This window comes from Staphylococcus coagulans (assembly GCF_002901995.1).
In the GTDB taxonomy this organism is placed as follows: domain Bacteria; phylum Bacillota; class Bacilli; order Staphylococcales; family Staphylococcaceae; genus Staphylococcus; species Staphylococcus coagulans.
In genome coordinates this window covers 20,492-34,793 of sequence record NZ_PPQN01000042.1, presented here as the reverse complement: position 1 = coordinate 34,793, position 14,302 = coordinate 20,492, and the positions used below count along the sequence as shown (strand labels likewise).

The 14,302-nt window shown below is 37.3% G+C and carries 13 protein-coding genes; all 13 read right to left on the bottom strand.

Annotated features, from left to right (window positions below; translation table 11 throughout):
• Nucleotides 1–130: 130 nt before the first annotated feature.
• Nucleotides 131–544: a VOC family protein gene (locus CD118_RS09050; RefSeq protein ID WP_050331258.1), complete on the bottom strand. Its 414-nt coding sequence runs from the start codon at nucleotides 542–544 to the stop codon at nucleotides 131–133.
• A 496-nt stretch (nucleotides 545–1,040) separates the two neighbouring features.
• Nucleotides 1,041–1,649, bottom strand: coding sequence for an orotate phosphoribosyltransferase (pyrE, locus tag CD118_RS09045; RefSeq protein ID WP_103356591.1), 609 nt, complete (start codon nucleotides 1,647–1,649; stop codon nucleotides 1,041–1,043).
• Nucleotides 1,637–2,341 carry an orotidine-5'-phosphate decarboxylase gene (gene pyrF, locus CD118_RS09040; protein ID WP_103356590.1) on the bottom strand — a complete coding sequence of 235 codons (705 nt, stop codon included), beginning with the start codon at nucleotides 2,339–2,341 and terminating at the stop codon, nucleotides 1,637–1,639. Before pyrF ends, pyrE begins: the two co-directional genes overlap by 13 nt.
• Nucleotides 2,331–3,263 carry a dihydroorotate dehydrogenase gene (locus tag CD118_RS09035; protein WP_060830053.1) on the bottom strand — a complete coding sequence of 311 codons (933 nt, stop codon included), beginning with the start codon at nucleotides 3,261–3,263 and terminating at the stop codon, nucleotides 2,331–2,333. Before CD118_RS09035 ends, pyrF begins: the two co-directional genes overlap by 11 nt.
• Nucleotides 3,260–4,024, bottom strand: a complete 765-nt coding sequence (locus CD118_RS09030; RefSeq protein ID WP_050346229.1) for a dihydroorotate dehydrogenase electron transfer subunit — start codon at nucleotides 4,022–4,024, stop codon at nucleotides 3,260–3,262. The genes CD118_RS09035 and CD118_RS09030 overlap by 4 nt, the downstream gene beginning before the upstream one ends.
• A 14-nt stretch (nucleotides 4,025–4,038) precedes the next feature.
• Nucleotides 4,039–7,212: a carbamoyl-phosphate synthase large subunit gene (gene carB, locus CD118_RS09025; RefSeq protein WP_060830054.1), complete on the bottom strand. Its 3,174-nt coding sequence runs from the start codon at nucleotides 7,210–7,212 to the stop codon at nucleotides 4,039–4,041.
• Nucleotides 7,205–8,305 carry a carbamoyl phosphate synthase small subunit gene (locus CD118_RS09020; protein WP_103356589.1) on the bottom strand — a complete coding sequence of 367 codons (1,101 nt, stop codon included), beginning with the start codon at nucleotides 8,303–8,305 and terminating at the stop codon, nucleotides 7,205–7,207. The genes carB and CD118_RS09020 overlap by 8 nt, the downstream gene beginning before the upstream one ends.
• Nucleotides 8,306–8,307: 2 nt before the next feature.
• A complete protein-coding gene (locus CD118_RS09015) occupies nucleotides 8,308–9,582 on the bottom strand; it encodes a dihydroorotase (protein WP_103356588.1) in 1,275 nt (424 codons plus the stop codon).
• A 15-nt stretch (nucleotides 9,583–9,597) separates the two neighbouring features.
• A complete protein-coding gene (locus CD118_RS09010) occupies nucleotides 9,598–10,476 on the bottom strand; it encodes an aspartate carbamoyltransferase catalytic subunit (protein WP_050331269.1) in 879 nt (292 codons plus the stop codon).
• A 19-nt stretch (nucleotides 10,477–10,495) separates the two neighbouring features.
• Nucleotides 10,496–11,788, bottom strand: coding sequence for a uracil-xanthine permease family protein (locus CD118_RS09005; protein WP_050331271.1), 1,293 nt, complete (start codon nucleotides 11,786–11,788; stop codon nucleotides 10,496–10,498).
• A gap of 181 nt (nucleotides 11,789–11,969) precedes the next feature.
• Entirely contained in the window at nucleotides 11,970–12,494 is a 525-nt protein-coding gene (gene pyrR, locus CD118_RS09000; RefSeq protein WP_050331977.1) for a bifunctional pyr operon transcriptional regulator/uracil phosphoribosyltransferase PyrR, read from the bottom strand.
• 365 nt (nucleotides 12,495–12,859) lie between these two features.
• Nucleotides 12,860–13,777 carry an RluA family pseudouridine synthase gene (locus CD118_RS08995; RefSeq protein WP_050331272.1) on the bottom strand — a complete coding sequence of 306 codons (918 nt, stop codon included), beginning with the start codon at nucleotides 13,775–13,777 and terminating at the stop codon, nucleotides 12,860–12,862.
• A 2-nt stretch (nucleotides 13,778–13,779) separates the two neighbouring features.
• Entirely contained in the window at nucleotides 13,780–14,262 is a 483-nt protein-coding gene (lspA, locus tag CD118_RS08990; RefSeq protein WP_050331274.1) for a signal peptidase II, read from the bottom strand.
• Nucleotides 14,263–14,302 lie beyond the last annotated feature (40 nt).

Here is a 14,302-nt window from a genome sequence, read left to right as displayed (position 1 = left end):
TTAATAGAAAATCGTCTTAGCGCTTCTTTTTTATGAAAAAATACGTATGATATGACTTTGATTTACGAGGGGCAGCCTCAGCCACTTTTCTTTTTCATTCACATGGTGTTTAACTCCACCCTTCTAACTTCTAACGTGTCGATTCAGGAAGTGCAAGTTGGAAATTCACACCAAACTTATCTTGAACCCATGCAAACTCACGATATTGTGGTGGCATTTCTGTTTTAGGCATTAGAATAGCCCCACCATCTTTTAAACCATTATATAATGTATCCATTTCAAATTGATCTTTAACCGTCACATACAATGACATTGCTGGATTCATTTCAATCTCTGCACCATTCATATTGTCAATCGCCATGAACACTTGACCATTGAGTGTAAAAATAGAATGTTGTACCTTTCCTGCCTGCTCAGGGATTGTATCATCATATTTCACCATTGTAATAATTTCACTATCTTGAAATAATGATGTATAACGCTGTATGGCTTCTTCAGCATCCCCATTAAACATTAAAAATGTAGTAATTTTAGGTATTTTCATTTTGATCGTCTCCTTCATGCAATATTTGAGAAATGGAAATTTAGTATTTTAAAATGATAACAACGTCTTCCATTTAAATTTGAGCTTTGTCACCCTTAATTTGTTCGAACCCTGTTTTCCTTTTCTCTCCCCTATGAGTCAATAGCTTTTTACAACTATTTCCTCTTTATGACTTTGTTTGATTATTTCTTTTGACTTTCACTCTATATTATAACCCGTTACAATAAGGTTAAATCATTTTTGGAGGTCATTTTATGATTAGCATGAATTTATTAATACCACTTTTAGTAATGCTTTTAATTATTGTGGGTGGCTGGTTATTTTTACGTTGGTATTTAAAATAATTATACCTCTCCTTATATACATGAATACAACCCATCAATCCTTATAGTATCGAATATAATAGCGATACCATAATGAAACGATAAATATAAAGAAGCGGGATAGCAACCAAATTGATTTTCTTATCCCGCTCTTTCTATTGCGTATCTCTCAATTAAAGTTGATTACGCCAATTAATTAATGTTTCAATATCTGCTTCTGAGATTTTACCTTCAGCTTGCGCAACTTCGATTAACTCATCGTAATGACTCAACGTATAAAAAGGCACTTTGGCATCTTTAAACATTTCATCAGCTTTACTTAATCCGTATGTAAAGATGGCAACGACACCTAATACATCCGCTCCTGCTTCACGTAAAGCATTAACTGCTGTAATCGATGAACCACCCGTCGAAATTAAATCTTCCACAACCACTACTTTTTTATTGTTACTGAATGCACCTTCTATTTGGTTTTGCTTACCATGACTTTTACTTTTTGAGCGTACATAATTCATCGGCAAACTCATTTTATCTGAGATATAGGCTGCATGTGGAATGCCCGCAGTTGCTGTTCCAGAAACAACTTCAACATCTGGAAAGTGTTTTTCAATAAGTTGTATTAAACCATCACGGATTGCTTCACGTACTTCAGGATAACCTAACGTCACACGATTATCACAGTATATCGGCGATTTGATACCCGAGCTCCATGTAAACATCTCGTTTGGAGATAAAGAAACTGCTTCAATATCTAATAATGATTTTGCAATTAATTTTGACATTCATTTAACCAACTTTCCTTAATTTGATGATAGCTTTCTACAGGATTGTCACTTTGTGTAATAGGTCGACCAACAACGATGTGTGTGGACCCACGTTTTTTTGCATCTTCAGGTGTCGTTATTCTTTTTTGATCATCTGATCTACTATTCGCCGGACGAATTCCTGGCGTCACTTTTAAGAAGTTCTCTCCACATTCCGCTTTTAATAGACTCGCTTCCAATGGTGAGCAAACAACACCATCAAGTCCAGCGCATTGTGCAAGTTGCGCATAATTCAACACCGCTTCTTCCATTGTTGTTTGAATATTTTGTTCATGGTGAAGTTGTGTTTCTGATGTCGACGTAAGTTGCGTTACTGCGATCAGTTTAATATTCGGATTATGTTTTTTTAAACCTTCAACGGCACGTTTCATCATTTCTGATCCACCGGCAGCATGAACGTTAACCATATCAACATCCAGTTGAGCTAACCCTTCCATCGCCTTGCCCACTGTATTTGGAATATCATGTAATTTCAAGTCGAGAAAAATATCATGGCCTAATGCTTTTACCTTTTTGATAAGCTCAGGTCCTGTTTGATAAAAAAGTTCCATGCCCACTTTAACAAATAAAGATTCATCAAAGTGGTTTAAAAATGCAATAACATCCGCTTCAGTTGCGAAATCTAATGCGATAATGGGGTCATTTCTCATGTACTGACAATCCTTTCTGCGTTCGTCCTTTTATATCTAAGATGTGTTGAACATTGAGTTCATCTAATCGTTCAGGTAAGTCATCAATAATTTCTTTACATACTAATGGATTTTGGAAATTTGCAGTCCCTACAGCAACCGCATCTGCACCCACCGAAATATAGTCAATGACATCTTGAGCGTTTTGTACACCACCCATTGCGATAATAGGAATATGAGGCAATGCTTTTCTTACTTCATAGACCATTCGTAATGCGACTGGCTTAATTGCAGGACCACTTAAGCCACCGATAATATTATGAATAATAGGTTGGCCCGTACGAGGATCGATTTTAAGACCAACAAGGGTATTGATCATTGTAAGTCCATCTGCATATTCAGCGATAGCTTGAGCCATTTCCACAATATTGGTCACATTAGGTGACAATTTGACATAAACCGGCACAGAAGATACTGCCTTAACTTTGCGTGTTAATTCAGCTGCTACTTCAGGATCGACACCAAATTGCATGCCACCCTCTTTGACATTAGGACAAGAGATGTTTAATTCTAGTGCCTTTACATTTGGCGCTTTAGAAATATGCTCTGCAACGTAGACATAATCTTCTTCCAAAGAACCGGCTACGTTCGCAATAATTGGCACATCATATGCTTCCAACGCTTTCAATTCGTGTTCAATAATATGATGGACGCCAGGATTTTGTAATCCGATGGCATTAATCATACCGCTATCCGTTTCGGCAACACGCGGTGTTTCATTACCAAACCTTGCTTCTTTTGTAGCTGCTTTAATCATGATTGCGCCTAAATCAGACAAGTCATAAAATTGTCCGTATTCTGCGCCAAAAGCAAAGCAACCACTGGCAGGCATAACTGGGTTCTTAAGAGATAAACCGGGTATTTCTACATTTAATCGACTCATAATACAACAGCTCCTCTCTCGAAAACAGGTCCATCTGTACATACTTTAACGTAATCAGTCGGATGATTAGGCACATGACATACACAAGCAAAACAAGCACCAATACCGCATCCCATTCTTTCTTCTAATGAAATGTATCCAGGTACATCCTTTAAAGCTTCTAATTCATTTAATGCTTTTAACATCGGTTTTGGCCCACATGTATAAAAAATATCATAATCGATTGGAAGTTGGTCAATGACCGTTGTAACAAATCCCTTTTCACCTTTTGAACCATCTTCTGTTACAATATGTGTTTCTCCTAAAGCTTTGAAGTGATTTTCATAAAAAACATCTTTAGATGAACGAAAACCAAGTACATGAACAGTTTCAATACCATTTTGATTGAGTTGTTTAGACAGTTCATAAAGCGGTGGTACCCCTATTCCGCCACCTACGAGCAATGCTTTTCGTTTCGCTTTATCAACTGGGAAGCCATTTCCAAGTGGTGCTAAAATGTCGATTTCATCTCCTTCATGTAAAGCTGCAATACGCTTCGTACCTTCTCCTTCAGCACGGAAAAGCATTGTAAAGCTATTGCTTTCTTGATCAATTTCACAAATTGAAATCGGTCTTCGTAACATGTGTAATGAACCTTCTCCAGTCTTAATGTGTACAAACTGACCGGGTTGCTTTAAATCAGCAACCGCCGGCCCAGATACTTTCAATTCATAAATACGATCCGCAATATTTTGATTAGAGATGACAGTTAATTTTTCCACCACAACTTAACCTCCTACATATTTCTCATAGAGAATGTCATACTTTCAATCACATTCGTTAATGCATTTGCTGTATCAAGTGATGTGAGACATGGCACACCATTTTCTACTGATGCGCGACGAATTTGGAAACCGTCTCTTTCGATTGTTTTACCTTTAGTCATTGTGTTAATAACGATTTGAACATCGCCGTTTTGAATCTTTGTGATAAGATCGTCATGACCACCAATTTTATCAACCGTTTGCACTTTAATCGCATGCTCAGCTAATTTTTTAGCTGTGCCTTCTGTCGCTATAATTTTATACCCAACTTCATTCAGACGCTTTGCAATTTTGACCATTTCGTCTTTATCTTTATCACTCACAGTGATTAATACCGTTCCATAATCTTTAACTTCCATCCCTGCCGCTGTTAAGCCTTTGTAAAGCGCCTTTTCAAGTGTTAAATCGCGTCCCATGACTTCACCTGTAGATTTCATTTCAGGTCCTAAAGTGATGTCTACATTTTTTAATTTATTAAAACTAAATACGGGGGCTTTAACAAATACCCCTTCTTGATAGGGTTGAATACCGGGTTCAAAACCGAGTTCTGCTAATTTCTGTCCCATAATAGCTTTCATTGCGAGCTGTGCCATTGGAATTTCAGTGATTTTACTTAAAAATGGGACTGTGCGACTTGATCTTGGGTTCACTTCTAAAACATATACCCCATCATGTGCAAGGACGAACTGAATGTTAATTAATCCGATGACATTTAAGCCTTTTGCAAGTTTAATCGTATAAGCTTCAAGCGTATCGATTTCATCTTGAGTTAATGTTTGTGGTGGGTATACCGCAATGGAGTCTCCAGAGTGAACACCAGCACGTTCAATATGTTCCATAATTCCCGGTATAATAACCGTATCACCATCACAAATGGCATCGACTTCTATTTCTTTACCTGTTAAGTAACGGTCTACTAATACTGGATGTTCAGGGCTTGCTTTAACCGCTTCTTTCATATAATTTTCTAACTCGTCATCGTTATAAACAATTTCCATTGCGCGTCCGCCTAATACGTAAGACGGTCTTACAACTACTGGATAACCAATGTCTCTCGCATTGGCCAAAGCTTCTTCAGTTGAAGTTGCTGTTTTCCCTTTTGGTTGTGGCACTTGGATTTGATTTAACAAAGCTTCAAACTCTTTTCTGTCTTCAGCGCGATTTAAATTCTCTAATGATGTTCCTAAAATTTCCACACCATATTTTGCTAATTTATCAGCAAGGTTGATTGCAGTTTGACCACCAAACTGAACGACAACGCCTTTAGGACGTTCTAAGTTAATAATGTTCATAACGTCTTCTTCTGTTAATGGCTCAAAATAAAGCTTATCTGAGATAGAGAAATCTGTTGACACTGTTTCTGGATTGTTATTGACGATAATAGCTTCATAGCCGGCATTTTGGATAGCCCAAACTGCGTGTACCGTTGCATAGTCAAACTCTACACCTTGACCAATACGAATCGGACCTGAACCTAGAACAATAATTTTTTCTTTTTCTGTAACGATAGACTCATTTTCTTCTTCGTAAGTTCCATAATAATACGGCGTTGCAGATTCGAATTCAGCTGCACATGTATCCACCATTTTATATACTGGATTAATATGATGTTCTTGACGTAGTTGATATACCGCTTCCTCTGTCATTTCAAAGCGATGTGCGATGACACGATCACTGAAGCCAAAACGCTTCGCAAATCTTAAATAATCGATATCCCCTTTGTTTTCTTTTAACGCATGTTCCATGTCGATGATGTTTTTAAATTTATTTAAAAAGAAGTAATCGATACGTGTCATTTCGTGAAGTTCTTCAAGTGTTGTTCCTCTGCGAATCGCTTCACCAATAAAGAATAAACGCTCATCATCTTGGGCTTGAATTCGAGATTTAATGTAATCCAAATCATAGGATTCACCGTTAGGTAAACCTAAATGATGGACGCCATACTCCAGTGAACGAATCGCCTTTAATAATGATTCTTCATACGTACGGCCGATTGACATGACTTCTCCAGTTGCTTTCATTTGTGTGCCAAGCTCGCGCTCACCTTTTTCAAATTTATCAAATGGAAAACGTGGAATTTTTGATACGATATAATCCAAACTTGGTTCAAATGCCGCATAAGATGTCCCTGTAACAGGGTTTTTCATTTCATCTAATGTGAGACCTACAGCGATTTTAGCAGCGAGCTTTGCAATCGGATAGCCGGTTGCCTTTGAAGCTAATGCTGATGAACGAGATACACGTGGGTTCACTTCAATGATATAGTACTGCATTGAATGTGGGTCAAGGGCAAGTTGAACATTACAACCGCCTTCAATACCTAAAGCACGAATGACTTTAAGAGAGACATCGCGCAACATTTGATATTCCACATCTGATAGTGTTTGACTTGGTGCCACAACAACTGAATCTCCTGTATGAATACCAACGGGGTCGATATTTTCCATATTACATACAACAATTGCGTTATCATTTTTATCACGCATCACTTCGTATTCAATTTCTTTAAAGCCTGCTATTGATTTTTCAATTAAACATTGCGTTGCTGGGCTGTATTTCAATCCATTAGAAACGACTTCATGTAATTCCTCATCGTTATGACAAATACCACCACCTGTACCTCCCATTGTGAATGCAGGACGAACGATTAATGGATAACCGACTTTATTTTTAAATTCGATTGCTTGTTCAAGCGTGTTTACAATATCACTCTCTGGTACAGGCACATCCAGTTCATTCATCAGGCTACGGAATAATTCCCGGTCTTCAGCCTGTTCAATAGATGATAATTTTGTACCTAAAAGTTGAACATGATTTGATTCCAACACACCGCTTTCGTGAAGTTCAATCGCCATGTTTAATCCTGTTTGTCCACCTAATGTAGGCAGCAATGCATCAGGTTGTTCTTTACGTATGATACGTGCAATAAAATCATGTGTTAACGGTTCAATATAGACTTTATCCGCAATTTCCTTATCTGTCATAATCGTAGCAGGATTCGAGTTCACTAAAATGACACGATAACCTTCTTCTTTAAGTGCTAAACAAGCTTGTGTGCCAGCGTAATCAAATTCTGCTGCTTGACCAATAATAATAGGTCCTGAACCTATCACAAGAATCGTTTCAATGTCATTTCTTTTAGGCATAAGTAACGCGCTCCTTTTGTTTATTTTGTTGCATCATTTCAACAAACTGATCGAATAAGTAATTAGAATCTGTTGGTCCAGGACATGCTTCTGGGTGATATTGCACCGAAAATGCAGGTAACGTTTTATGTTTAAGTCCTTCAACTGTACCGTCATTTATAGCGATATGTGTAATCTCTAAATCTGTGTTTTCAATAGATGCTGCATCAATGGCATAACCATGGTTTTGACTCGTAAGCGCAATTTTCCCAGTTTTTAAATCTTTCACTGGGTGATTCGCACCACGGTGACCAAACTTCATTTTGAATGACTTTGCACCTTGAGATAAGGCAAATAATTGATGGCCTAGACAAATTCCGAAGAATGGAATTTTACCTAAAATACCATTAATCATTTCAAGGGCAACTTCGACATCCTCTGGGTCTCCAGGTCCATTGGATAACATGACACCATCTGGACGCATTTTAAGAATTTCATTAGCTGATGTATCATAAGGAACGACTGTCACTTCACAGCCACGTGCGTTCAATTCACGCACAATATTTTGTTTTTTACCGAAATCTACAAGTACCACGCGAAGATCAAATCCCGTTGAAACATAAGGCGTTTTTGTAGAAACTGTTGGCACCTCTGTTCTAGGGAATGTCATTGTTTGTAGTTTTTGAATCATTTCATCAATTTCTGTTTCATGGTCTACAAAAGCAGCTTTTAAAACCCCATGCTGACGAATTTTTTTCGTAATACTTCTTGTATCTACACCACTCAAACCGGGAATGTCGTATTCTTTCAAAACTTCATCTATCGACTTTTGTGCCCGAAAATTACTTGGTGTCGTACAAGCCTCTTTAACCACAACACCATTTAATGTAGGCGTCAATGATTCGAAATCATCACGATTAATCCCATAGTTACCAATAAGTGGGTAAGTAAATGTAATAATTTGCCCTGTATACGAAGGGTCTGAAATTGTTTCTTGATATCCTGTCATTGCAGTATTAAAAACAATCTCCCCTTGTGTTAAGCGGTCTGATCCTAATTTAAATCCAGTATAATGTGAGCCATCTTCTAACACGAGATAACGTTTTTCAAACATCTTTATTTTGCCCCCTCATAACAAATATGTCCTTCTACCATTGTTAAAATAGGATTACCGTATACTTTTTCTCCTAAGAATGGTGTATTCGATGCTTTAGACAAGAAGTCTTCTGCTTTAATTTCGTATTCGTCTTCTAAGTTAATCAACGTTAAATCTGCTAAGCTACCTTCTTCTAAACGACCGTATGGTAAATCAAAAGTTTGTGCAGGTTTCGTTGTTAAGTAGTCTACAAGTTGTTGTAATGACCAGTCTCCATTTTTAACAAAGTGCGTATACAATAATGGGAATGCAGTCTCACTACCCACAATACCAAATGGTGCACGTGTCATAGGTTGCGCTTTTTCTTCTGCTGCGTGTGGCGCATGATCTGTTGCAATGCAGTCAATTGTGCCATCTAATAAACCTTCTAATAATGCCGCTCTATCTTCGTGACTTCTTAGCGGCGGATTCATTTTATAGATTGCATTGTCACCTGGAATATCATCCTCTGTTAGTAAAAGATGATGAGGTGTGACTTCTGCGGTTACTGGAATACCTGCTTTTTTAGCATCTCTAATCACGCGTACACTTTCTTTTGTCGAAACATGACAAACATGATAGTGACATCCTGTTGCTTCACTCAATAAAACATCACGGGCAATTTGGACAGATTCACAAATATTTGGAATCCCCGGGATACCGAGCGCTTTACTTCTCTTACCTTCATGCATCGCACCACCATAAATCAAACTATTGTCTTCACAGTGGGCAACGACAGCTTTATTTTGAGCTTTAGCTTGTTGCATTGCTTCATACATCATTGAAGCTTGTTGGACACCAACACCGTCATCCGTAAAAGCAAAAGCACCATTTTCTGTAAGTGCTTTAAAATCTACATGTTCTCTCCCAGCCTGTCTTACAGTGATTGAAGCATAAGGTAATACACGCACATGTGCACTTTTAGCAATTAATTCATTCAAATGCGTTAAATTTTCTATAGAGTCAGGAACAGGCTTTGTATTAGGCATCGGACAAACAGTTGTAAAACCACCGCGAGCCGCTGCACGCGTTCCTGTTTCAATCGTTTCTTTATGTTCACCACCAGGTTCTCTTAAATGTACATGGACATCGATAAACCCTGGAGATAAGAAATGACCTTTTGCATCGATGATAGTCATTTCATCTGTTGCTTCTATTGATTCAGCAATTTGCTTGATTGTTTTACCTTCAATCAAAACATCTACCTTTTTTAATTGACCTGCTTCTAGCATTTTTGCATTTTGAATTAATTTCATATCCGATTCTCTCCCTTATTTTTTAATTGTTTCTGTCAGTACAGCCATTCTGAGATACACACCATTTTCCATTTGTTTAAAAATTCGTGATTGCGGTGCTTCAACTAAAGAATCGGCAATTTCAACATCCCGATTGACTGGTGCAGGATGCATAACAATCGCATGTTCTTGTAATTTTTTGTAGCGTTCTTCTGTGAGCCCGTATTGTGCATGGTATGAAGCTTTTTCAAACCCATGTGAGCCAACAGTATGTCTTTCATGTTGTACTCTTAGTAACATCACAATATCCACTTGATCGATGACGTCATCTAAGTCGACATATTCCGCTTCCATCGTATTGTCTTGCCAAATTTCAGGACTTGAGAATGAAACATTCGCACCCAGTGCTGTCAAACTGTGATAGTTACTTCGCGCAACACGTGAGTTTTTAATATCTCCACATATCACAACATTCAACCCTTTAAATCGTCCAAACTCTTCGTAAATGGTCATTAAATCTAACAGACTCTGTGTTGGATGTTGGCCACTTCCATCGCCCGCATTAATGATTGGAATGCCCATGTTCAACAATTCATCATAATAGTTATTTTGTTCATGTCTAATAACTAAAGCGTCGCAACCTATACTTTGGAGTGTACGACAAGTGTCATAAAGCGATTCTCCTTTTTGTACAGAAGAAGCTGTTGATTCAAAATTAATTTGTTTAATGTTTAACCGGTGTTCTGCCATTTCAAAACTACATTTTGTACGTGTAGAGTTTTCAAAAAATAAGTTCGCTATATAATGACCTTCTAAACTGGGTACGTCTTCACCTTTCTTGTATTGAGAAGCTTTTTGAATAAGGTTTTCAATTTCTTTTACAGATAAGTGTTCCATTGAAACAAGATGTTCCATTGACAAGACCTCCTAATGTTTATCGTTTTGGTAAGAGTAAATTCAATAAAATACCTGCTGTTGCTGATAATGCCATACCTTCAATAGTTAATTTGACACCTAAATCAGACAAGTTAAGCATCATATTTCCAATTCCTATTACTAAAATGACTGAAGCAATGACAAGATTACGATTTTGAGCAAAATCCACTTGGCTTTCTACGAGCATTCTCAAACCGCTCGCTGCGATTGTTCCAAATAACAATATAGACACACCGCCCATTACTGGTGTCGGGATAGATGAAATCAATGCTGTAAATTTACCTACAAACCCTAACATGATGGCAAATACAGCAGCGCCACCAATGACATAAATACTGTAAATTTTTGTAATGGCCAACACACCAATGTTTTCACCGTAAGTTGTACTTGGTGGTCCACCGATAATGCTTGAAAACATTGTTGAAACCCCGTCGCCAATGATTGAACGATGTAAACCTGGATCTTCGAAGAAATTACGTCCTACGATTTTATTGATGACCATTTGATGACCAATATGTTCACTTACTGTTACAAATACAATGGGCAACATGATGGTAATCAAACCGAGATGAATGGAAGGATGATAATCAGCAAATGGTAAGTAAATATCCGGGAACTGGAACCATGCTGCTTTTTCAACTGGTTTAAAGTCCACTATTCCAAATATAATCGCTGTAATATATCCCACGACAATACCTATGAGTACAGGAATTAGAGAAAAGAAGCCTTTCGCAAATCCTTGAATAATCAAAGTCACTAATAATGTAATGCCTGCAACTGCAATATAACTGAGGTTGTAGCCTTTCATATCTCCTGCATTTTCAAACATCGCCATATTAACAGCAGTTGGTGCAAGACTAAGACCAATAACCATAATGACAGGACCGACTACAACGGGTGGTAAGAGATGCATTAACCAGTTAATACCGCTTAACTTAATGGCAATCCCAATAATGACGTACATCACACCACTCATGAATAAGGCGACAAGCATATCGCCTAAGCTATTTGTGCTCAAACCTGTAATAATCGGTGTAATAAAAGCAAAACTTGAGCCTAAGTATGCAGGAATCTTTCCTTTCGTTATTAATATGTAGAATAATGTACCAATTCCTGAAGCAAGCAAGGCCGATGATACTGGAAGTCCAGTGAGAAACGGAACAAGTACCGTGGCACCAAACATCGCAAACAAGTGCTGTAAACTTAAAAATGCCCACTGCCCCGCTTTTGGTCTTTCATTCACATCGAGTACCGGTTGAACGGTACGTTTAAACATTTGATCGTTTTCCATAGTTTTCTTCCTTTCGCATAAAAAAAGTCTCTTCACCTTTTTTAAGGTAAGAGACTGAGGTTTGACATCTTTACATTTCATTCATTATCACTTTTACAAATACAACATTTGAATAGCATAAAATGAATACAAATAGGATGTGCTCGTCCTTTGTCAGTCTCTCGTACTGAATTAAAAGGCTTTATGTGATGACAACGGCATTGCGTTGATCAATTTCATTTAAATAAACACTGACAGATTCTTCATGTGAAGTCGGTATATTTTTACCAACAAAGTCAGCGCGTATTGGTAACTCCCGATGACCACGATCGACCAGTGTAGCAAGGCCTATCTTTTTAGGTCTTGTATACATTAAAATCGCATCAAGTGAGGCTCTAACTGTTCGACCTGTGTATAAAACATCATCCACGATGATGACCACGCGATTCGTTAGGTCTGCATTAATTTCAAAAGTCTTATTTAACTGTTGACTTCTTGCATCAATGTCATCTCGAAAGTCAGTAATATCAATCGTGCCAGTTGGGACTTCGACTTCTTCAATTTGTTGAATCTTTTGTTGAATACGTTTTGCCAGATACTCTCCACGCGTTTTAATACCAAGTAACGCTAAATTGTCTGATCCTTTATTATATTCTAAGATTTCATGAGCAATACGTGTTAGCGTACGATTTATCGCCGATTCATCTAAAATCACACGTTCAACCAACATTATTCACTCCTAACAAAAAACTCGTGTCTTTAATAGACACGAGTTTAGAATAAGCAAAATTCGTCATATCCCTATCGAAACATTTTAACGTCTCTCGTACGTTTAAAACACATTCTTATTAGGATTGAAAAGATTTTTACGTTCTCTATTCATGTCTTTTGAGCCTCACAGGACTCTAAATTAAAGACGTTTGTTTTTATAATTTTTTCTTAAAACAATGGTAACGCTTTTTACAGGACTTGTAAAGCCTATATAGTAAGTTTTCTAATTTTATAATTGTGATGCGTGATAGAAAAATTCACTATTAGACCTTTTGATGTCAATCACATCCATTATCATTATTATCCGCTCTGCAATTAAGCTTATTTCTCTTCTTTTCTTAATTGTCCTAATAATTGTTCAAACGTTTCGGGTAACGGTGCTACACGTTCAATATACGCTCCTGTACGCGGATGATTAAATCCAATCACACCTGCATGTAACGCTTGACCTCCGATGTCTAACGTTTTCTTAGGACCATATTTAGGATCCCCTACAAGCGGATAACCGATATATTTCATATGAACACGAATTTGGTGTGTACGTCCTGTTTCTAATTGACATTCGACTAATGTGTAGTTTTTAAAATTTTCTATTACATTAAAATGCGTAACAGCCTCTTTTCCGTCATCTTCAACTGCCATCGCCTGTCTATCGTTTTTATTTCGTCCTATGGGCGCATCTATCGTGCCAAATTCATGTGGAATATGACCATGGACAAGCGCTGTATATTTACGCGTAACCGTTTTAGCCATTAATTGTTCAACAAGACTTCGATGTGCCACGTCATTTTTAGCAACCATTAATAAACCCGACGTGTCTTTGTCAATACGATGCACAATCCCAGGTCGAATTTCACCATTAATGCCTGATAAGTTTTTAATTTGATACATCAAACCATTTACAAGCGTCCCTGAGTAGTGCCCTGCTGATGGATGAACGACCATCCCTTTAGGTTTATAGACGATTGCGACATCTTCATCTTCATAATAAATATCTAAGTTTAAATTTTCCGGTTGTATATCTGCCTCTACCACTTCTTTTTCCGTTACTTCTATGTGATCTCCTGTTTTAAGTTTATAATTAGATTTAATGGTTTTCCCATTCACTTGAACTAAGCCTTCTTTAATCCAATCTTGTATTTGACTGCGAGACCACTCTGAGTTAAATTCCGGCAAAATTTTGTCTATACGTTGTAAATGGTGGGCTTCGTTATCAATTGTAAATTCATATTTTTCCATTGTTACACCTCACCTTTTTGGTTCTGATCTTTAAGTAATATAATCACAAGCAAAATAACACCTATCGTTAAACTTGCATCAGCAATATTAAAAATTGGGAAATCATATCCAAATATGACCGTATCTACAAAGTCTACAACTTCTCCTGTACGGACGCGATCAATAAAATTACCTAATGCACCCGCAAAAAGTAAGCTTATCGCAATTTGCATCATCATTTGATTTTTAGCTTCTTTAATAAAAAATACAACTAAAGCAATGAGAATGATGACTGTAATAATGTAAAAGAATGTGATTTTACCACTTAATATGCCCCAAGCTGCGCCATTATTTCGATGTGATGTGATAGATAAAAAGTGAGGAATCACATTAAATGATTCACCTACTGCCATTTGTGTCCGAATCACAAATTTAGTTACTTGATCGGCAATCAAAATCAAAACCACTATCAATATTGAAAGCCCGAGATAATATTGTCGTTTCATATTATTTTTCCTTTCTTTTAATCACCGTTACATTATAACA

Bases quoted from the DNA above. Each gene is read 5' to 3' on its own strand.
- CD118_RS09035 (WP_060830053.1), bottom strand. From the start codon at position 3,263: ATGAGTCGATTAAATGTAGAAATACCCGGTTTATCTCTTAAGAACCCA.
- carB (WP_060830054.1), bottom strand. From the start codon at position 7,212: ATGCCTAAAAGAAATGACATTGAAACGATTCTTGTGATAGGTTCAGGA.
- CD118_RS09015 (WP_103356588.1), bottom strand. From the start codon at position 9,582: ATGAAATTAATTCAAAATGCAAAAATGCTAGAAGCAGGTCAATTAAAA.
- pyrE (WP_103356591.1), bottom strand. From the start codon at position 1,649: ATGTCAAAATTAATTGCAAAATCATTATTAGATATTGAAGCAGTTTCT.
- CD118_RS09050 (WP_050331258.1), bottom strand. From the start codon at position 544: ATGAAAATACCTAAAATTACTACATTTTTAATGTTTAATGGGGATGCT.
- pyrF (WP_103356590.1), bottom strand. From the start codon at position 2,341: ATGAGAAATGACCCCATTATCGCATTAGATTTCGCAACTGAAGCGGAT.
- CD118_RS09020 (WP_103356589.1), bottom strand. From the start codon at position 8,305: ATGTTTGAAAAACGTTATCTCGTGTTAGAAGATGGCTCACATTATACT.
- CD118_RS08995 (WP_050331272.1), bottom strand. From the start codon at position 13,777: ATGGAAAAATATGAATTTACAATTGATAACGAAGCCCACCATTTACAA.
- lspA (WP_050331274.1), bottom strand. From the start codon at position 14,262: ATGAAACGACAATATTATCTCGGGCTTTCAATATTGATAGTGGTTTTG.
- CD118_RS09005 (WP_050331271.1), bottom strand. From the start codon at position 11,788: ATGGAAAACGATCAAATGTTTAAACGTACCGTTCAACCGGTACTCGAT.
- CD118_RS09010 (WP_050331269.1), bottom strand. From the start codon at position 10,476: ATGGAACATCTTGTTTCAATGGAACACTTATCTGTAAAAGAAATTGAA.